23 protein-coding genes are annotated in these 19,083 nt (G+C 57.4%); 9 read left to right on the top strand and 14 right to left on the bottom strand.

The annotated features are described in order from the left end of the window. Positions 1-505: 505 nt before the first annotated feature. Complete coding sequence (locus NW860_RS03785) at positions 506-1,612, bottom strand: dockerin type I domain-containing protein (RefSeq protein ID WP_414512480.1); 1,107 nt, start codon at positions 1,610-1,612, stop codon at positions 506-508. Between the two features lie 179 nt (positions 1,613-1,791). On the opposite strand from NW860_RS03785, the gene NW860_RS03780 reads away from it, so the two are divergent. Both NW860_RS03780 and rpmB read left to right on the top strand, forming a co-directional pair. Continuing rightward, complete coding sequence (locus NW860_RS03780; RefSeq protein WP_414405094.1) at positions 1,792-2,148, top strand: hypothetical protein; 357 nt, start codon at positions 1,792-1,794, stop codon at positions 2,146-2,148. A 23-nt stretch (positions 2,149-2,171) separates the two neighbouring features. Beyond that, on the top strand, positions 2,172-2,408 hold the full coding sequence (gene rpmB / locus NW860_RS03775) for a 50S ribosomal protein L28 (RefSeq protein ID WP_414395357.1): 237 nt from the start codon (positions 2,172-2,174) through the stop codon (positions 2,406-2,408). 67 nt (positions 2,409-2,475) lie between these two features. Here the strand turns inward: rpmB and NW860_RS03770 are convergent, their stop codons facing one another. Beyond that, a complete protein-coding gene (locus NW860_RS03770) occupies positions 2,476-3,204 on the bottom strand; it encodes a pentapeptide repeat-containing protein (RefSeq protein WP_414512477.1) in 729 nt (242 codons plus the stop codon). A gap of 173 nt (positions 3,205-3,377) precedes the next feature. Here NW860_RS03770 and gshB point away from each other — a divergent pair, with 173 nt between their 5' ends. Continuing rightward, positions 3,378-4,325: a glutathione synthase gene (gshB, locus tag NW860_RS03765; RefSeq protein WP_414395361.1), complete on the top strand. Its 948-nt coding sequence runs from the start codon at positions 3,378-3,380 to the stop codon at positions 4,323-4,325. A gap of 208 nt (positions 4,326-4,533) precedes the next feature. Here the strand turns inward: gshB and NW860_RS03760 are convergent, their stop codons facing one another. From NW860_RS03760 to NW860_RS03735, 6 genes are all read right to left on the bottom strand, one after another. Next, positions 4,534-5,163, bottom strand: coding sequence for a biotin transporter BioY (locus NW860_RS03760; RefSeq protein WP_414411563.1), 630 nt, complete (start codon positions 5,161-5,163; stop codon positions 4,534-4,536). A gap of 204 nt (positions 5,164-5,367) precedes the next feature. Further along, entirely contained in the window at positions 5,368-6,798 is a 1,431-nt protein-coding gene (locus tag NW860_RS03755) for an RtcB family protein (RefSeq protein WP_414425526.1), read from the bottom strand. Between the two features lie 13 nt (positions 6,799-6,811). Beyond that, positions 6,812-7,231, bottom strand: coding sequence for an archease (locus tag NW860_RS03750; protein ID WP_414512614.1), 420 nt, complete (start codon positions 7,229-7,231; stop codon positions 6,812-6,814). Between the two features lie 69 nt (positions 7,232-7,300). Beyond that, the gene (locus NW860_RS03745) at positions 7,301-8,071 is read right to left on the bottom strand and encodes a hypothetical protein (RefSeq protein ID WP_414512474.1); all 771 of its coding nucleotides are present in this window, start codon (positions 8,069-8,071) and stop codon (positions 7,301-7,303) included. A 109-nt stretch (positions 8,072-8,180) separates the two neighbouring features. Continuing rightward, the gene (locus tag NW860_RS03740) at positions 8,181-8,663 is read right to left on the bottom strand and encodes an ABA4-like family protein (protein WP_414512472.1); all 483 of its coding nucleotides are present in this window, start codon (positions 8,661-8,663) and stop codon (positions 8,181-8,183) included. 17 nt (positions 8,664-8,680) lie between these two features. Beyond that, the gene (locus NW860_RS03735; protein ID WP_414512470.1) at positions 8,681-9,022 is read right to left on the bottom strand and encodes a hypothetical protein; all 342 of its coding nucleotides are present in this window, start codon (positions 9,020-9,022) and stop codon (positions 8,681-8,683) included. A 212-nt stretch (positions 9,023-9,234) separates the two neighbouring features. Between NW860_RS03735 and NW860_RS03730 the strand changes: the two genes are divergently transcribed. Then, on the top strand, positions 9,235-9,498 hold the full coding sequence (locus NW860_RS03730; RefSeq protein ID WP_414395378.1) for a sulfiredoxin: 264 nt from the start codon (positions 9,235-9,237) through the stop codon (positions 9,496-9,498). Here NW860_RS03730 and NW860_RS03725 read toward each other — a convergent pair. The 4 genes from NW860_RS03725 to NW860_RS03710 all read right to left on the bottom strand — a co-directional run bounded on the left by NW860_RS03725 (position 9,478) and on the right by NW860_RS03710 (position 12,636). Beyond that, entirely contained in the window at positions 9,478-10,176 is a 699-nt protein-coding gene (locus NW860_RS03725; protein WP_414395381.1) for a response regulator transcription factor, read from the bottom strand. The genes NW860_RS03730 and NW860_RS03725 overlap by 21 nt on opposite strands. A gap of 85 nt (positions 10,177-10,261) precedes the next feature. Then, positions 10,262-11,050, bottom strand: coding sequence for an ABC transporter permease (locus NW860_RS03720; RefSeq protein WP_414395383.1), 789 nt, complete (start codon positions 11,048-11,050; stop codon positions 10,262-10,264). After that, entirely contained in the window at positions 11,047-11,811 is a 765-nt protein-coding gene (gene cobA, locus NW860_RS03715) for a uroporphyrinogen-III C-methyltransferase (RefSeq protein WP_414410090.1), read from the bottom strand. The genes NW860_RS03720 and cobA overlap by 4 nt, the downstream gene beginning before the upstream one ends. A gap of 66 nt (positions 11,812-11,877) precedes the next feature. Then, positions 11,878-12,636, bottom strand: a complete 759-nt coding sequence (locus NW860_RS03710) for a sirohydrochlorin chelatase (protein WP_414395389.1) — start codon at positions 12,634-12,636, stop codon at positions 11,878-11,880. 136 nt (positions 12,637-12,772) lie between these two features. Between NW860_RS03710 and NW860_RS03705 the strand changes: the two genes are divergently transcribed. The 4 genes from NW860_RS03705 (at position 12,773) to NW860_RS03690 (ending at position 16,749) form a co-directional block, all read left to right on the top strand. Next, positions 12,773-13,726, top strand: coding sequence for an asparaginase (locus NW860_RS03705; protein WP_414395391.1), 954 nt, complete (start codon positions 12,773-12,775; stop codon positions 13,724-13,726). A gap of 76 nt (positions 13,727-13,802) precedes the next feature. Then, a complete protein-coding gene (locus tag NW860_RS03700) occupies positions 13,803-14,570 on the top strand; it encodes a hypothetical protein (protein ID WP_414511169.1) in 768 nt (255 codons plus the stop codon). Next, positions 14,567-15,517: a hypothetical protein gene (locus NW860_RS03695; RefSeq protein WP_414395392.1), complete on the top strand. Its 951-nt coding sequence runs from the start codon at positions 14,567-14,569 to the stop codon at positions 15,515-15,517. Before NW860_RS03700 ends, NW860_RS03695 begins: the two co-directional genes overlap by 4 nt. Next, positions 15,490-16,749 (top strand): BREX system ATP-binding domain-containing protein, encoded by a 1,260-nt coding sequence (locus tag NW860_RS03690; protein ID WP_414512465.1) that lies wholly within the window; start codon positions 15,490-15,492, stop codon positions 16,747-16,749. Before NW860_RS03695 ends, NW860_RS03690 begins: the two co-directional genes overlap by 28 nt. Before the next feature lie 33 nt (positions 16,750-16,782). Here the strand turns inward: NW860_RS03690 and NW860_RS03685 are convergent, their stop codons facing one another. Next, the gene (locus tag NW860_RS03685; protein WP_414512463.1) at positions 16,783-17,463 is read right to left on the bottom strand and encodes a DUF3318 domain-containing protein; all 681 of its coding nucleotides are present in this window, start codon (positions 17,461-17,463) and stop codon (positions 16,783-16,785) included. Positions 17,464-17,595: 132 nt separating this feature from the next. Further along, a complete protein-coding gene (locus NW860_RS03680) occupies positions 17,596-18,087 on the bottom strand; it encodes a YajQ family cyclic di-GMP-binding protein (protein WP_414395400.1) in 492 nt (163 codons plus the stop codon). 127 nt (positions 18,088-18,214) lie between these two features. Here NW860_RS03680 and NW860_RS03675 point away from each other — a divergent pair, with 127 nt between their 5' ends. After that, positions 18,215-19,033 carry an SDR family oxidoreductase gene (locus tag NW860_RS03675; RefSeq protein ID WP_414512461.1) on the top strand — a complete coding sequence of 273 codons (819 nt, stop codon included), beginning with the start codon at positions 18,215-18,217 and terminating at the stop codon, positions 19,031-19,033. Positions 19,034-19,083 lie beyond the last annotated feature (50 nt).

Below are 19,083 nucleotides of genomic sequence, written 5' to 3'. Positions count from 1 at the left end.
CTGCCCGTCCTCAGCAAGGGCGCGCGCCTCGTCGGAGGAAGGGGTGCCAAACTGGTGGAGCCAAGGGCCAGGATCTCGGCCACAGGCAGCTAGAAGCGCTGAGCTAGCAAGAGCCACACCAGAGAGAACTACCCTACTCAGCGCTTGCTTCCTGTCCATAGGCCCAGGCCGGCGCTTGGCAAAGGAACCTGTGTAGCTATCCGCCTCTCTCCCCGCAACAGCCGTGGCATGTCTGGGCAAGCTGGGGCAGGTGAACTCCGGATGCCGCCGTACGGCCACGGCCCAAGGGTGGGTTTCACGTTCGATGGGCGGGCGGGGCGGATGAAGCTGTGGCGAATGAGCTTGCGGTCTGCAGATACGTCCTCGAAGCATCCCCTTCGACGCTGACATAACGCACCCGCAAATGTTGGGAATCCTCTCCATAGGTGCTGGGGCAGAGGTAACAGCAGGCCATCTGCCCTTTCGGAAGGGCTTTGGCCAGGATCCCTAGCCAGCGCAAGTTAGGTTAGTTGCGGAGCTCAATCGTGACGTTGGCTAACTGCACATCGTCGTAATCCACCCACGCTCCACCCTGCTGGCTGAGGGGGTTACCTCCTAGCGGCAGTAGAATTTGCAGGGATCCACCAAAAAGAGGGATACTGACACGGGGGCCGCTGACGATCCCGCCTGTCTGAACCCAAGTTTTGCCAGTGCGCAGCGTTACGGTGTTTGAACCTAGGCGCAAGTGCTGTAGCGGCAGAGGGATGCGCAGGTCGTCTCCTCCTAGCTGAACTTGCTCAACTTCCACCCCATTCAGAAGGACTTGTAGAGGGGACATGTTGGCGCTAGGGATCCGAGATTGGCCAGCCCGATAGGCAGCGGCAGTATCCAACCCAATCAGGGATCCAATCCGCAAAACCGGTGGGCGAGGCGGCAGGCGTTCCAAGGTGAAGGAGCGGGTCATCTCTACTGCTTGGGCAGGCCCCAGAAACTGGCTGGCAGCCGCCGACTCGGGCGAATACCGGTTATCGCCTAGGCGAATGACATTGGCCTCCAGCACCAGCGTAGTGTTGGGATCCCAGCGCTCCAACTGCAACTGCAGAGGCCGATCCCGGCCGATCTGTCCGTTGCCTGTGCTCTGGGAATAGGGCAAATAGTTCTCCAACCGCGCCACCAAAATCTCTTCTGCCGGCAGCGGCCCTGGCAGGCGAAACCGCCCCTGGGCATCGGTGCGCACTGCAATCCCTGCCCCTGGGATGGCTACCTCCACCCCAGCCAAGGGCTGCCCTGTGAGGCGGTCCACCACCTGCCCAGAGTAGGCAGAATCCAACTGCACCTGTCCGGTGGGAGCTTCCGTAGCTGTCTGAAGGCGCTGCTGCAGAACCTGCCAATCGGCTTCCGTAATCCGCCCGTCCTGATCGACATCGGCAGCCAGGATCTGGTTGTCAGTCAGCCCCTGCTCCCCCCGCAAATAGGCCCCCAACAGGTTGCGATCCTGCACCGTCAAACGGCCATCCCCATCCAGATCGCCCGGTTGAAAAGGCCGCGCTTGGGCAGAAGCCACGCCTATCCAAGCTAGAGCAAGGGATCCCAGCAGCAAGAGAGAAGGGGCTAGAGGGGAAACCCTAGACATCGCAACTTCCCCGGCGAGAGCTCTGGAAGGGGCTCCTTATGTTTTTTTAGCCCAGTTCATTTTCTCCCAGTTAGAACTGGCAGAGCCGGAGCAGAGTACTCTCGAGCCCAATTTTGCTTGCCTTTGGCTGCAGGAGCCAAAAACTTGATGGTAGGATAGTCGTGGTGACTTGCCGTCCTATGGCTCGATATTCTTGCACTGCCCAGCTTACGGGCTCGGCCGAGCAGTTGAGCGAAGCCATCCGCGCCCTTTTGGAGCGTTGCCAGCTCACCATCCTCCACCACAGTCCTGACTACTGGGTGGCTGGCGAGCCCCCCGGAAAAAACCCCTACACCAAGCTGGTAACCGTGGAAGTGTTGGTGGATCGCACCGGCCAAGGCCCCGACGGGCCTGTTCAGATAACTTGCATTGCCAAAAACGAAGAGCTGCCCCTGAGAAGCGTCAACCACTGCCAACAAACCTTTGCCCAATTGAGGGCAGAGCTAGCCCAGTTGCAAGCCCAACTTGCTGCCCAGCGGAAAGGCGCTATACAATAGCGGCGCTGAGTTGCTTGCCTCCTATGGCACGTCGCTGCCAACTGACCAACAAAAAGCGCAACAACGCCTTTGCCATCTCCCACTCTCACCGACGCACCAAGCGCTTGCAGGAAGTAAACCTGCAGTGGAAGCGCATCTGGTGGGAAGAAGGTAAGCGGTTCGTTCGTCTGCGTGTCTCCACCAAGGCCCTGAAAACCCTTAAGACCAAAGGGCTAGGAGCTATGGCCCGCGAGGCTGGCATCGACCTCAACCAATTTTAAGGCTTGGGATTCCGACCTCTACAGAACTAGGCCCCTAGGCCGACCTAGGATTTGTACCGGCAACAGCCTACAGCAGCCCAAACAGCTTGCGCGACTTAGGTTTTAGCCCTGCCAGTAGCGTGGTGAGAGTGTCCCGCTGGGTCAGCTCGTTGGTGCCGCTGGCGTGCTCAATCAAGAACTTGCGCATTTCCTCGGAGAGCTTGGCGTCGGTAAAGTCAGCGCCGACAAAGCTGGCCCCTTCGATTTGGGCTTCTTGCAGGTTGGCTCCCACCAAGAGGGCTTGGTCGAAGTTAGCCTGTTGCAACTGACAACAAGCTAGGACTGCCTGCGAGAGGTTGCAGCGAAATAGGTTGGCTTGGCGAAAGTCAGCGGCAAAAAAGTTGCCTCCCGTTAGGTTGGCAGCCACCAAGCTGGCCTCGCGAAAGATGGAGTGGCTGAAATGGCCCTCCTGAAAGCTACTTTTGTCCAGCTTGGCAGCGGTGAAGTTGCTATAGTCCCCCAGAGCCTGGCTAAAGCTGGAGCCCCGCAGATCTGAGGCGGCAAAATTGGCCCGCTCCATCTCGGCGCGGCGAAAGTTGCACAGCCGCAGATCCGCCTGCTGCATGCTGAGCGAGCGCAGGTTGGCCCGCGTCAAGTTGGCCTTGGGCATCCGAATGCGGTCGAACAGGCCCCGCGAAAGGTAAGCGCCTTCGAGGTTGGCACCCACAAGGGAACGTCCCTGCCGCAGGGCTGCCAGCAGATCCCGCGTAGTTTCAATGCGAACCGGCTCCAAGGGTTGAGAAGAAGGAGCATTCACGGGTGGGACGTTCCTCACCAACTAACCTAGCTGAGGACGGAGGGCTAATTACCAAGCTAACGTTTGCGCCGCTTGCTGAGGTTAAGAGGATGTTAATAAAGCCAGCCCTGCTGAATTCGCTCAGATTTATTGCATACTCGGGGCAGCCTTTTGTTTGCGAACCCTAACCACCCATGCAGGTAGCCTTTATCGTCGATCCGCTGTCCCAGTTGCAGGTAAACCACGACACCAGCATTGCCCTGATGGAGGCGCTACAGCGACGAGGACACCGCGTTTTCTGTCTGGAATTGGGCGATCTCTACTGGGATCAAGGGGAAACGTGGGGGTCGGTATCCGAAATCGTGCTGGATCTAAAGGCGGATCCCTGGTATGAGGTCAAAGAACGGCGCCTAGTGCCCTTGAGTCATATGCAGGCGGTATGGATGCGCAAGGATCCGCCGGTGGATACGGCCTATCTCTATGCCACCTACCTCTTGGATCACCTCCCTCCCAGCCGTACCCTAGTGCTCAACCACCCCGCTGGCATCCGCTCGGCCAACGAAAAGCTCTACGCCCTACAATTTAAGGAGTGGATCCCGCGCACCTGTGTTAGCAGCAATAAGGCCTTGCTCCGCCAATTCGTCGAGCAGGTGGGGCAGGCAGTGCTTAAGCCTCTGGGCGGCAAAGGGGGAGAAGGGATCCTACGGCTCACTGCCGGGGATCCCAACCTCAATTCCCTCATCGAGCTGAGCACTCAATTTGGCCGGCTGCCCGTGATGGTGCAAGAGTATTTGCCCCAGGCAGCAGCGGGAGATAAGCGCATTTTGTTGCTGGAGGGAGAACCTTTAGGTGCAGTCAACCGCGTCCCCAGCGAGGGAGATTTCCGGGGCAATGTGGCTGCTGGGGGTCGGGTGGAGAAAACTGAGATTACCGAAAAGGAACGGGCTCTCTGCGCAGCCTTGGCGCCAGTACTGCGCCAGGAGAAACTCTATTTTGTAGGCATTGACGTGATTGGCGAGCGGCTGACGGAGGTTAACGTTACTAGCCCAACCATGTTGCGGGAGATCAGTCAGTTGCAGGGAGTTGATCTGGCTAACCAAGTGGCCGAGTGGCTGGAGAAAAAGGTACCTGTTAAAACCTAAGCTAGCGTGCCCTTCAACGTTGTAGGGCCAATAAAAAGGGCCCCCAAGGGGGGCATGTCGCGACCGGCCAGCGACCTACAAAGCTCTAGAGCAATATAAAGACGCGCTCCATTAATGGGTGGCTTTGAACACCGCTTTGATCAAGTACTAGGATCCCAGAAAAAAAACTCGGTCCCAGCGAACATCATCTTTTTTTTAGATTCTGCTCCTAGGGGGAGGGTGACTTGGGATCGGCTGCCGACTTCCCCCGCCCTAGCCAGCGCCAAGTGGTGGGCAGCAGGGCTGCGGCCAGCGCACACTTCAATAGATCCCCGGGAATGAAGGGAAACACCCCCTTGCTGAGCACCGCCAAGGCGGAGGTAGGTCCAACATTCTCGTTCAGCCACACCCCCAGCCAGGTAGCCCCCAAAGCGTAGATCAAAGCCGAGCAGGAGAGCATTGCCGCTGCCATCTTCCAGGGACTGCGATCTACCCCCCAGCGCTCCACAAACCAGCCCATCAGCCCTGCGGCCAAGGGAAAAGCCAGCAGGTAGCCTCCTGTTGCCCCCGCTAGGTGGCTGAGCCCAGAGCCGCCGCCGCTGAAGAAGGGCAATCCCAAGAGCCCCTCCAGCAGGTACAGCAGCAAGGCGAGAAAGCCCAGCCTGGCCCCAAAGCCTGCTCCCACCAGCATTACCCCAAAGGTTTGTCCAGTGATGGGCACCGGTGTAAAAGGCAGAGGGATCCTCACCTGCGCCAGAGCTGCTACGAATAGGCTCCCTCCCACCACCAGCAGTAGATCGCGAATGCGAGAAGAACGGGGCAGAAAAGTCTGGGCCAAGGGTAGGTAACTCGCAGTCATAGAGCACCTGGAGTGTCGAGACATGAAGGTCAGTATAGGGAAATGCAAAGAAGAGGGCAAGTACACACTAACCCTTTCCTAAGGCATTCGCGCTTGGGCAAGCACAGCTTGGGGAATAACTCACAAACGCAGCAAAGCATCACTTGGAAGCAACAAAAAAAGGGCATTAAGCCCCTAAAAATAGCTTCCCCTTTCAGCAAATAGCTAGCCTTTGATACACAGAATTGGCTTTAAGCGCGCTACAAGTTTCGCAATCTTGGCTTGATCGGCAGCGCGCACCACTTTGTCGACGTTTTTGTAGGCCTGGGGCGCTTCTTCAGCTACCCCCCGCAAAGAGGGACTGCGCACGATGACGCCGCGCCGTCTCAGTTGTTCGATAATCTCCTGCCCTGTCCAGGCTTTGAGGGCCTGGTTGCGACTCATCGCCCTCCCAGCGCCGTGGCAGGCTGAGGAGAGGGAAAGGGCCTCCCCTTGCGCGGTGCCGACCAGAATGTAGGAAGCCGTGCCCATGGAGCCACCGATGATGACGGGCTGACCGATAGAGCGAAAAGCTTGAGGAAGCTCTGGGTGGCCAGGCCCAAAAGCGCGCGTTGCCCCTTTGCGGTGAACGAACAGGCGGCGCTTTTTCCCCTCTATCTCGTGGGTTTCCTCCTTACAGGTGTTGTGGGAGACGTCGTAAATAAGGTCGAGTTCAGCTTTGGGGAAAAGCTCAGCGAACACCTCGCGCACCCAGTGGGTGATGATCTGGCGGTTAGCCAAAGCGCAGTTGGTTGCCGCCCGCATTGCTCCCAGGTAGCTTTGCCCCACTTTGGACTTCAAGGGCGCACAGGCCAGCTCGCGATCAGGTAGCTCTATGCCGTGTTCTTTAGCCGCCTGTTGCATCTTCTTCAAGTACTCAGTGCCGATCTGGTGACCCAAGCCACGGGAGCCGCAGTGGATAGTAATCACCACTTCCCCCGACTTAAGGCCAAAGCCTTTGGCAATCTCGGGATCGTAGATCTCGTCAACAACTTGGACTTCGAGATAGTGGTTACCCGAACCGAGGGTTCCCATCTCGCGTCGCTGGCGCTCACGGGCGTAGGCGGAGACTTCGCTCGGCATTGCTCCGCGCATGCGGCCATGTTCTTCGATGCGCTCCAGATCCTCTTTCTTGCCGTAGCCTTGAGCAACAGCCCATTCTGCTCCGCCTTCGAGCATAGCTTCCATCTCTTTGTCGCTCAAGGAGATCTTGCTGCGGCTGCCGAGCCCTACCGGTACGCTCGCGTACAGGGCATTGGCTAGGGGCTCTGCCATCTCCTCCACTTCCTCGCGCTTTAGCCCGGTTCGCAAGGTTCTCACGCCGCAGGAGATGTCAAATCCCACGCCGCCGGCGGAAATCACCCCCCCTGCTTCCGCATCAAAGGCCGCCACCCCACCGATGGGAAAGCCATAACCCCAGTGGGCGTCTGGCATCACGTAGCAGGCTCCAACGATCCCTGGCAAGGTGGTCACGTTGCTGGCCTGCTCGGCCACTTTGTCATCCATTTCCCGGATTAACTCCTCGTCGGCAAAGATCAAGACCGGGACACGCATTCTGCCTTTTGGAGGAATGCGCCAGACCGTCTCATCCACACGCTCAAGTTTCTTGATATCCATAGGTTGCCTCCCCTTACACGTCCACCACGCACTGGGCCACCCAAAGCTCACCCTCTCGGGCTACCTTGAGTTCCGTGTAAGTTGCCCCCTTAACTTCTACCGCCGGTCGGTGTCTGGCAGGGTCAACTCTTTCCCCCCACAGGCTGGCCTTGAGATGCTCTTTTGCCAGGTGCACTTCGACTTTTCCAAAGAGCATGCCTCTGACGGCCATCTCGTAGATCACTGCGTTCAGGAAATCCACCAACAACAGTTCCAGATCGCCTGCATTTCCTAGCTCGATCTCTAGGTGTTCTCTGGGAGCTACTTCATCCACGCTAGTGACCACCGCAGTCAGGGCCAAAGCTGCCTGGGCAAAGGCTTCCTCCGGCGTTGCCCCATAGCCGCGCACACCAATGTCAGCCATGTGTTCAAAGTGCTCCCATCTTGCCCGCACCACGGCAGTCCCCCTGCTCTCATTCTCAGGCCAAAGCCAGAGGCCACCTGGATAGATTAAGGTTTCTCTCTAGAAACTGGAAGAGGAAAGAAGGCGTAGCTCAAAGGTGAGGATGTTGGCAGCCAAAATCTCCAGGGCTCCTCCCTCAATGAGCTCGCGGGTGAGGCCGCTTCCAGATCCACTTTGCTGGAGTAACTCACGGCTGCGGCGCATGGTCTCTTGGCGCTGGGGATCGTCGACAACCACCTGCCGCTGGTTGGAGAGACTAAGGCGATAGTAGTTGGGCAGTTCGCCGCGGGTGGCATCAATGGCTAGATTGGTCTCTTCAGGAGCCACGCGAAAAGGGGCGCGGGCAGTGAGCAAAGCCACCTGGATATCCTGGTTTTGCCCGTCCAGACCTTGGAGCTCCGAAAGGTCAATCCGGAACCTAAGGGTGTCGCGATCCCGGTTAACGCGCTCCACCCGCACTTGGTTAAGGCCAACGGCAAACTCTCGCTCCTGCTCACCAAAGCGCTGGATGGTAGCTTGCAAAACGGACTCCTCGTTGAGGGGGGTAACCCGAATCAGGTAGTCCCAGTCACGCACAAAGGTGTACTCGTTGGGCCCGACCCGGACATTGGGATCTACCAGGTTGGCAGTGGGACCAGGGCTACCGGCTCGGCTAAGGGCCACCATGTACCAGTAGTTAGGGCTAATGGGCAGGCCCAGGGTCATGCGCACTTCCAACAAAAGCCGTGCCCAACTAGCCCCAGCCGTGAGGGCCACAAGGGCTGCTGCTCCAAGGCCGCTCCACAGCCACCGCTGAGGACGCAAAAACCAAGCTACGCCTCCACTCCTCATCAAGCAGTTCCTCTGGCCTCAAGGCCGAGGGCTCCTACCCCTGATATCCTAGCCTCACAGAACTTCCTCTTGCTATGCGAGCCTGGATCCCTTTCGATGGAGCCTATCCCTAGGGGTTAGCCAACTCTTGTGGCACTCCTGTCTCTTGAGTCCTTCCTTGCGCCTGGTTTTGCCGGCGTGCCTGGACAACTGCCACCGTAAGCAAATGGGAGAGCAAGCCCACTGGCCCGGCAAACAAGCACAGCAGCAGGGAATGGGTTGTCCAAACCCGCTTTTCCCACCCCTCCAGGAAGATCCATCGTCCTACAAACAAATCCATGACGATGTAGTGAACCCACCCCGTCGCCATCACCGAGGGCTGGCTGAATAGAGCTGTTAGATTGCCCAGAGATAGCTGGGGATTGAAAAACTCTCTAAGAGTCGCTGCGCTAAACCCGCTAAGCAGAAGGTAGAGATAGACTGCTGCCAAAAAGGCAATGGGCAAGAGCGATTCCATCACCCTGCGGGTTACCCTCCAACCCGGCAACAGGATCATCAGGGCCCAGAAAGGTAGCGCAAACCAGTTGGCTGCGTTAAAGACTATCTCCAGCATGCTTGGAACCCCCAGCATTACCTATCTATTATCGGCCCAGCAGCCCTGGCAATAGAGCTGACAGCAAGGCTACTGTTGCTGGCGGCAGCAATGCGGGAAATCCGGGATCCGCTATCGCCCATGCCCCAAAGATTGCTGATGCTTTTGGCTGTGGAGGTAGGTTGAGCTGGGCCGATGCCGGATTCTCCTGCCTCCGCGTCGGGGGATCTCAGCAACTCCCTGGGTTCCTCACCCCGCTGGGCTGCCATGACCTTGGGGGCAGCAGGTTCCCAGGTGGGCTTGGGGGTAGTCTCCGCAGCAGGGGCCTTCTGGGGAGAAGGCTGCTGAACCGGCACTTTGCCAAGCGGATCTGCCGGCATCTTGGATGGGGCAGAGGGAACCTGAGCCGCAACCTTTCCCCACAGAACTTTGAGGAGTTGCCACATATGGCTTAGCTTCCAGCGCAACTCATAAGTCCAGGCTGGTGCTATCCTGCCATGCCTTGCTCTCAGAGTCTATCTCTCCGCCAAGGGCTGACAAGATAAACTCATAACGAGTATGATGAAGAAGCTGAACTGAGAAGAGACCCACCATGGTGGAGATTCGCGAGATTCCCCTGGCTCAGATTCGCCGTCCGCTGCCGCGGCAGACGGATCCGGGGAAGGTGCAGGCGCTGATGGCTTCCATCCAGGAAATAGGTCTGCAGGAGCCAATTGAGGTTTTAGAGGTGGAGGGAAAGTACTACAGCTTCTCGGGCTGCCACCGCTACGAGGCCTTTGTCCGCCTGGGCAGGGATCGGATCCCGTGTCGAGTGCGTAGGGCCACGCCTGCTGTTTTAAGACTTCATTTGGCCTGAGGGAGGGATCCTTTTGTTGCCTCCTTCCTCTCGAGAAACGTAGCCCTGCTCATAGGCAAAGCGCACCAGCTGGGAGCGGTTTTCCAGAGAAAGCTTGCTGAGAATATTGGTCAAGTGGGTCTGGACAGTGCGCGGGCTAATGCATAGCCTTTCGCCAATCTGCTTGTTGGTGTAGCCCTGGATAACCTCCCGGAACACCCGCTCTTCGGCAGGGGTTAGGTTGAGCTCCTCCAAGCGGGGGCGAGGGGCAACATCAGCCTTAGCGGAGTTCTGCTGCCGGATGAGACGGAGGATCTCCAATTGCGTGCGGCGGGATCGTTCAATCTGCGCCTCAATCTTGGCCACCAATTCCAGGGGCTCAAAGGGCTTGATGATGTAGTCGTCGGCTCCCCACTCATACCCCTGAATGCGGTCGCCCAGTTCGCCACGGGAAGAGAGAAAGATAAAAGGAACAAGCTCGCCGCCTCGCTGTTGGCGTAGCTGCCGGCAGAACTCGAAACCATTCATTTCCGGCATCACCACATCTGACACCACCACATCCGGCTGCTCTTCAGCAAACAGGCGCAATCCTTCTCTGCCGGAAGTGGCTGTGCGAACCCGATAGCCATGCTGGCTGAGATGGCGGCTCAGAACCTTGAGGGAAATGGGATCGTCATCTACGACTAGGACGCGCTTCATGATGACCTAAGGGGGAGCCGAAGACTGGCAGCCAAGCTGGAGATCCCTAGGCCATGATAATAGCTGCGGCGGCTCAAGGCAGTTCTTAAGCCCCCATTCCCGAGTAGCGCTGCAGACCCTTCCACCAGAGCCAACGGTTGACCAGCCAAAATAGCCCCAGCCAGGCCAGGCCCATGGCAAAGCCGCGCAGGATGTCCTGGGGGAGCCCTACCCAGAGACTGGCGGGAAAATGCACCAAGTAGGGAAAGGGCGTCCAGCCTAAGACCTGGCGCACCGCTGGCGGAAACACTTCTAAGGGGGCGATCACCCCCGAGAGGAACAAGTACACCAAAAAGTGAAATTGCTCCAGGGCTGATATCCTCTCTACCCAAAAGGCCAGCAGCGCCAGCGTGTACTGCATAAGAAAACGCAGGGCAAAAGCCAAGAGAATAGCCAAGGATCCCAGCGCCACTTGTTGCCAAGAGGGGATCCAAAAAGCGCGGGGATAGAGTAGGAAAAAGAGGGCAATTAAAGCCACAGTAAAGGGGAGGCGGGCGAGGCGTTCCATCAGGTGGCTGGCCACGTGGTGCCAGGCGGGATCCAAAGGCTGCAGTAGGCGGGGAGACAACTTGCCCTCGACCACCTCCTGCTCAAAGTCCCAGATGACCCAGATGATGCTAAACTGGCGCACCAGGAACACCGCTAGGAAATAGCGGATGAACTCCAGGGAAGAGAGCGAGAAGTTCCCTGCGCGAGCAGCCTCGCTCCAGAGCCCCATCATGATCAGAGGCAGAGATCCAGCCAGCGCCCACAAAAGGAGTTCCGCCCGGTACTCCAGCATATAGGCGTAGTAGGCGGAGCAGAGGGCAGCCAGTTTGCGCAAAAAAGCCTTCATGAAGACCCTGCTGGCAAGGGATCTAGTGGACGCAAGGCAGGCAAGAAGTTGGCAAGAGTAACTACCGCTCCGACAACCACAATGGCCGGGGGCAACACCGGCGGCGGCTGCACAACCAGGCTGTCCAAACGCAGCAGGTGAACCTCCTGCTCTGGGGTGGTACCCCAGCGGATCAAGGCCACCGGCGTATCGGGAGCTTTCCCCCCAGCCAACAGTTCAGCGGCAATATGGCCGAGGTTGTGGATCCCCATGTAGATCACCAGCGTTTCCACCGCTCCTGCCAAGGCGCGCCAGTTGACTCGGGGGCGGTATTTCCCTGCCGCCTCATGGCCGGTAACAAAGGCAACTGAGGAGCTGAACTCCCGATGGGTGAGAGGGATCCCGGCATAGGCGCTGGCGGCAATGCCTGCAGTAACCCCGGGCACCACTTCCACGGGGATCCCCGCCTGGACTAGGGCCAGCATCTCCTCGCCCCCCCGGCCGAAGATGAAAGGATCCCCGCCCTTGAGCCGCACCACTACAGCTCGTGTCTGCGCTTTTTCAATCAACAGGGCCGTGATCTGCTCCTGGGGCAAGGTGTGAGCCCCCCGCTGTTTGCCAGCATAGATGCGCTCTGCTGTGGGGGGGATCAGATCCAGGATGGGGGATCCCACCAGGGCATCGTAGATGACTACATCCGCATGGGCAAGCAGGGTCTTGCCCTTAACGGTCAGCAAGCCCGGATCTCCGGGCCCTGCCCCCACCAGATACACTTTGCCCATCTTGTCTCCCAACAGCCTCTTGGAAAGATCCATCTTGCTTAAGCAAGACGGCTTTGACCAGCCCATCTAGCGAGAACAGGCCGTCCGCACCGTCTCAACAATGGCCTGCAGCAGTTGAGGATCGCGCCAGAGGGGTGGCTCCAGCTCAAGCTGCAACAAGGGCCACTGCCGCCGCAACCGCTGAACCTGGTCTTGTAAGGAGCGCAGCAAGCTGCCCGGGAAGAGGAAAAAGGGCAGCACCCGCAGGCGGTACTGGCTAAGGCGCAAGCAGTGAACGACGGTGGTCTCTAGCGTAGGAGGCTGGGCGGCAAAAGCCAGGTGAATCGGGATCCCAAGTAGGTGCTGTTTTAAAGCTTGGATCTCAGCTTGCAGCTGGGCGGCAAACTCGGGCAGACGGCTGCCATGGCCGAACAGGATCCAGGCGTGGATCAACTCCCCCAACTGCTGCGCCGCTGCTACGCGCGCTGCCACCAGATCAAGCAGGGCTGGATGCTGGCCAATCGGCGGTGTCAACAGCAGCTTTAGGCAGGGCCAGCGAGCCCGAAGCTCCTCCAGCACCGCTGGCAGATCCTCCTCCACATGGGCTCCCCTCCCCATGAAGAGCGATACCAACACCACTGGGTTGTCGCACCTGGGCAGCCGAGCCGCCAAGTACCTGTGAATCTGCTCCGCCAGGCCCAGGGACTTGCCTTCCAACTGAACCAGCTCCACCACTTGAGGAGCTAGCTGCTGCCGCACCCTCGCCAGCAAGTCCGCTGCCGCCTGCTGGTATTCCGGATCCCGGCTGCCGTGACAGACCAAAAACACCAGGGGAGGTGAAGACATGACAGAGCTTAGGGATCCAGACGCACTTGTTCCATTTTGCTCCCTACTGGCAAGGTTTCGCGCCAGATCTGGACGTATGATTTGAGATAATGTACACGCCCCTTTTCTAGACTCGCCGGCCCTTTCCCAGGGTTTCATGTCATTTGAGAACCGCTCCACTGCCCCCGAACTGCTGATCCACGTTTTGCGGGAGGGCTTGACCGAATCTACCCATTATTGCCAAGCCGTGGTGGCCGATAGCCGCGGGCGCTCCCTGGCCGTAGCCGGCAAAAGCACCACACCCGTCTTTGCCCGCTCTGCCCTCAAGCCCTTTCAGGCACTGGCCATGCTCTCCACGGGCATCCGCGAGCGCTATCGGCTTGGCGAGAAAGACATCGCCATCATGTGCGCCTCCCATCAGGGCACTACGGCCCATGCGCGGCAAGTGTTCAGCATGCTCTGGCGCGCCGATCTTTCCCCCGAGCTGCTGGTCTGCCCCACCCCACCCGGAAAACCCAGCCCACTGTGCCACAACTGCTCCGGCAAGCACGCTGGCATGCTGCTAGCAAGCCGCGCCCAGAACTGGACTTTGCAGGACTACGCCCAGCGGCAACACCCCGTTCAGGCTCTGGTGCGGGCTAAGTTGGCCGATTTGTTGCAAATGCCCTCGGAAGAGTTTTTATTTGCCCGCGATGACTGCGGCGTGCCCACCTACCAGTTGCAACTTAACCAGCTAGCTTACCTGTATGCTCAACTAACTGCAGGAGAGCGGCCTGAGCTGGAAGCCATTGTCCGCGCCATGACCCACTGTCCGGAAATGGTGGCGGGCGAGGGATGTTTCGACACCGAGTTGATGCGAGCTGCCCAAGGCGAGCTGGTCAGCAAGTCCGGCGCCGAAGGGATCCAGTGCATTGGACGCGTCGGAGAGGGGATGGGCCTGGCCATCAAGGTCCAGGATGGAGCAGCGCGGGCCAAATATGCCTTGGCTTTGCACCTGCTGCAGCGTATGGGCTGGATTCAGCCTGCTGCTGCTGAAATGTTAGGGGAGCGCTTCCTCTCCATTGGCCCTTACACCCGCCTTGAGGTGGAAGGGGAACTGCGTATGCCTTGAAGAGCCGGAGGTGGGAAGGCCTTGCACCCAAACTCTTGGTGATGCTAGATTTCTCGAAGAAAAGGCCCAAAAACTAATGATTGAAGCCCTCTTCAAGACTCTTGACGACGAGCTAGGCAAGCTATTTGCCCTGACTAAGAAAGCAAAGGAGACCGCAGGGAAAGCCCAAGTCGCTTGTAAAGGAGGGCAAGTTCCAGCCCTGAGCCGCCAGCTACAAGGCTGTAGCTCTGTCCTCAGCGAGGCTCTTTCCCAGGTGGAGACGGTAAGACAAGCCCTTGAACAAACCCAGCAGGTTTTGGAGAGAACTTCTCTTGAAGAACTTGCTAGCGAGGTAGGAGAACGAGTCGGCCAGCCTTGGCTGCCTACGGAAAGCCCCCATGTCTTTGTAGCTTTCCCCGCCTTGGTGCGCTTTTCCAGGGAGGGAGTGCGCATAGATCGCAAGCTTCTACGCTCTCAACGGCCCAGTGCCATTGCAGAGAAGATTCTCCGAGCAAGAATGACCAAAGGGAAAGAAACTAATCCAGAGGTAGTTCTTGAACGCATCTGGAAAGCGGCAAAAATTGCAGCGGGTTACTTGAGAAAGTCAAGCGCAGAGCTGCCTCGTTCTCTTCAAGTACCTGCTCGCGATGTCTTCGAGGTGCTCCACCTCAACAACCCAGACTACACCGAAGTGGAGTTTACGCGGCATCTTTACCTCTTGGATCGAAATGGCACCAACCATGTGGAGGGCTACCGCTTGATCTTCTCCGCGTCTACAGGCACGCGCTCGGGTCGCTACTACCGCATTCGAGACGAAGCTGGGGTGGAGCACGCCTACTATCTTTTGGAGTTTGAGAAGCTATGAGCGAAGAGGGCCAGGGTCGGCTAGAGCCTGGTTTGTGGCTGCGCTGTCTGGAAGAAGACTACTTGCGTTCTTTTATCCCTGAAGGTGGTGCCACTGTCAAGCTGGCCGTTGTTCCGAAAGATTCCTACTCTTGGGTGCGGAAAGCGCTGCTGGAAAAGCTTAACCAGTATTCCTTTCATATTTTTGATTTGACAGAGGAGTGCTTAAAGCTGCATTCAGTCGAACAGCTTTGGTTTGCCCTTGCTCAGAGAGTAGATTGGGAGACTTTTGCCAAAGATCTGCGCTTCAACATTCTCCAAAAAATTGGATACCCTCCCAGGCTAGATCTGCAGGACTGCACTTTAGAGCAGTTGGCCGAATTCTATCAGATTGAAGCCCGTGAGATCAAACTAGAGTTTCAGCGGGAAATTAAGAGAGGTATTTTTCTGGATTACTCACTAGCCCTTGACTTTCGCAAAGCCATAGTCCGACTTGTCTACGAACCCCTTCAAAGCCCAGGCACTCTGGAAGGTCTATGCTCTGCAATTCAAGAGTGGCTTAAAGGTACGCTGAGCTCTATCAGCCGGGTGCGTGAAGCGGCTATTTTTCGAAAGATTGACAGGACAAATGCTCGAGAGATTCTACTTTCTTTCTTAAGACTATTTACACGACGATCCGGCTTAGTAGCAGTCCTTGTCAGCTTGCTTCACTACTACGAGCGGACTCCCAGTGGACGCCCTAACTTTACCAGTCGACAAATCCTTGAGCTCTACGAGACTTTGCGTGAGTTTATCGATGCGGAGAGTGAACTAGAAAAAACTGTGTTAATTTTCTTAGCTCCTCCAGAGTTTATTGAATCTGAGCGTCTGTCTTATCATAGATATCGAGCTTTGCAAACTCGAATTGAGAATGAGGTTTCTTCTCTTCAAAAGCCTAATCCATGCACAGCTATGGTGCAGCTTCTATGAATGTAGCGATTGCAGCTAGGCGGGCCATTGAAGCCCTACGAAATGGCGTTCCTAACCGGTTCGCAGTTGCAGAACTTGGCTCTTGGCAGTCTCAGATTGAGGAGCGTTTTCAAGAGCTGTGCAAGGGTGCTAGTTCAGGCCCTGCAGGAATGCTGATAAAGGGGGATTTTGGGACAGGCAAGTCCCATCTTCTACTAACCCTGCAGGAGCGAGCAAGGAAGAATAATTTTGCCACCTCCCTAGTTGTCGTCTCCAAAGAGTTGCCCCTCGGTAACCCCAATCGCCTGATTCCCCGCCTCCTTGCCCAGGTCGAGCTCCCTGACATGGTTGAGCGTGGGATCCAAGGCATGGCAGCCCGGCTACAGTACTCCTCGCCTTCTTTCCAGAAGTTCCAGCTTTGGGTTAACCAGTGGCAGTTTGGGTCAGGCTGGTGGCCGGCCACCTTGGCTCTGTACCAAAGGTTAGGAGGCGATGACGAGAAGCTAGACGCCATTGTCCGCTTTTGGGCTGGTGAGCCCACTCTGAAGTCCTCAGAGGTAAGGCGAAGCCTACGGGATCACGGCTTGGCAGGTGCTTATCCCATTGGCAAGCTACCCCCTGCAGAAAGCCTACACTGGCAGCGCCTGGCCTTCTGTGCCCAGCTATGTCGGGCCATAGGGTTTGGGGGCTTGGTGGTTTTGGTGGATGAGATTGAGCTTATTGCCCAGTACAGTCTTCTTCAGCGGGTCAAGTCGTACCGCGTTCTTGGGCACTTGTTTGGTACAACAACCCTGCCTGAAGAAATAAAGAAAGCTCCGCTGGTTTTCGTAGGAGCAGTAACCCGCGATTTCGAGAGGGTCATTCTACAAGAAAAAGGAGATTGGGAGAAAGCACCTAAGATAGCTCTCCAGAAGCATATGTCTGAGGAAGTCGTAAAGGCCGGCATGGAGGCTATTAGCCAAGCTACCCCTCTCCGTTCCTGCTTAGAAGCCCGCGAGGCCATTCAATCCATGTGGCATAGGGTAGCGGATCTCTACCAGAAAGCTTATCCCGATTGGGTACGCCCATCGCCGCCACAGCTTCCTGAGCTCTACAGCACAACCACTGTGCGGTCAATTATTCGCCGCTGGATTACGGAGTGGGATGTGCGTCGGTATTACAGCCCCGATACAGAAATTGTGATTGTAGAAGATGAGGCGATCAAGTCCACCCCAACTGAGGAGCTTCCAGAGTTGGAAGAGGACGAAGAATAAGCCCAGTCAATCCCTAACTAGCTTTGAGAGGCCTCAGCGCTGGAAAGGGTTTTGGAAGGGATTCGAGATGGAGCTCTGCCCCTTGTTGCGGTACTTGGGGTTGATGGTCAGGGTGCCAGCTCCCAGGCCTCGCTGCGCCAAAAACTCCAGGTTGCGGTAGCGCATGGTGGTGTCGTAGTCAGTTTTAACGCGATCTTCTAGAATAGCCACCTGCTGCAGCGCACTTAGCAAAATGGAAGCTGCCTGTTCGGACGTGTAGCCATTCTGGGAGGCATAGCGCACGGCAAACTCGTCGGCTGCCACCTGGGCCTTCTGGCCTTTCTCCGCTTTGCGCAGAAGGAACACTGCTGACGCCGCCAAACCAGCGGCCAGAGCCACGCCAAGGTTGTCCCCCATCTGCAGCTCCACCAGAATGCCCATCGTGCCTGCTCCAATGAGAGCAGGATACAGCAACAGCGCCGACCAGTTGTCTCCCAAGGCCAGCTCGGTGGCCATCACGGCTTCCCGCAAAAAGTAGATCTTCTGTTGATCAGGGCTCAGCTTCTGCCAACGGCTAAGGTCGATGGCAAAGCGGGTGTACTTCTGCCAGGGGAAGCGCCAGAGCGGCTGCACAACCCGAGACTGGTCAGGGGATCCAATCTCGATCTGCACCTCAGGTCGGATCTCCACCGGGAGAAACTGGATCAGGCGATCGAACTCAGAAATGGTGTACATACCGGCGCGGTAGAGCTGCAGTTGGAGATGGAGATCACTACCTGCCTATGGTAAAGGATTCTGGTCTTCTCTGGGGGCTAGCTCCCAAAAAGCCCAGAGCCAAGGGGCTACGCGAACTGGATTGTTGCCCTGCTACCGGTAATTGACAAACTGCAGTGCCACCGGGTAATCCTGCTGCTTGAGCATTTGAATTACCGCCTGCAGCTCATCCTTGTCTTTGCCGAAAACCCGCACCAGATCTCCCTGAATCGAAGGCTGCACCTTCTTGAAGTTGTCGCGGATTTGCTTGGCAATCTGCTTGGCCAACGCCGGGTCAATGCCTCTTTTGAGGCGAACTACCTGACGCACCCGGTTGCCAGCGGCACTTTCCGGAGCTTGAAAGTCGAAGATCTTCAGGGAGAGGCCCCGCTTAGCTGCTTTGGCTAGGAGAAGATCCCGAATGGAGTTGAGAGCCATCTCGCTGGCGGTGGTGATGGTCAGGGATCCCTCCTCCAGCTTAATTTCCGTCTGGGTATCCTTGAGGTCGTAGCGCTGCTTAACCTCCCGCTGAACCTGGTCTAGCGCATTCACCAACTCCTGCCGGTTGAAGTCGCTGACAATATCAAACGAGTGGGTGGAGGCCATAGCCCTCCTCTTCACTGGCGTTCCGTAGTTTCCGTAGTTTAAGCCTATCAAGGGCTTCGCAGGTGCGGGAGAGGCTACAACAGAAACAGGGAGCCCTGCGCTCCCCTTCAGTTGCTAAAGCAGCAAGATGGGCGATGTTGTTTTAATTACAGGCGCTTCCGAGGGTATCGGCAGGGCAACTGCCTTTACCTTTGCCCGCGGTGGCTACCGCCTGGCGCTGGCTGCCCGCACGGCCGAAACTCTGAAGCAAACAGCTATCGAGCTGGAGCAAAGCCTCAATGCGGAAGTATTGGCCGTCCCCACCGATGTGACGCAGCCGGATCAGGTGCAAAAGCTGGTCGAGGCTACCCTGGAGCGCTATGGTCGCATCGACTGCCTGATCAACAACGCCGGCATCTGTCTGAGTGGCCCTTTCCTGCAGACGACGTTGGAACACTGGCAGGCGCTGATGGCAGTTAACTTCTGGGGCTATTTGCACACCATCCGGGCAGTGCTCCCCGACATGCTGAAGCGCAAAAGAGGCCAGATTGTCAACGTCGGCTCTATAGGTGGCAAAATGCCCCTGCCTCAGATGGCTGCCTATTGTGCCAGCAAGTATGCAGTTAGCGGGCTGACGGAGGCGCTGCGTCTAGAGCTGCAACCCCACGGCATCCAGGTCATCGGTGTCCATCCGGGCCTGGTCAACAGCAACTTTCTCAAGCGGGCCATTTTTCTCGAGGAGCCGGGAGAGGACAACTTGACCCACCCAAGCAGGGCACGGCAGCGAATGCAGCAGGCCCTGGAGAGCTTTTGGGTTAGCCAGCCCGAAGAGGTGGCCGCAGCCATCTGGGAGGCTGTCTGCCACTCCAAGTCAGAAGTGGTCGTCGGCATGGCCCAGTGGGCAGTAGCAGCCTACACTCTCTTTCCTGGCTGGGTTGGTCCGTTGCTGCAAAGTTTGCCCGACTGATCCTAGGCTCAACTTCGCCAGTTCAGAGGCGGGTATAGTGTATGGTAGGC

The sequence above is a fragment of the Synechococcus sp. F70.1 genome (assembly GCF_047502745.1).
Classification (GTDB): domain Bacteria; phylum Cyanobacteriota; class Cyanobacteriia; order Thermostichales; family Thermostichaceae; genus Thermostichus.
The sequence above is the reverse complement of the archived record's forward strand: the minus strand, read 5'-3'. Positions and strand labels throughout refer to the sequence as shown.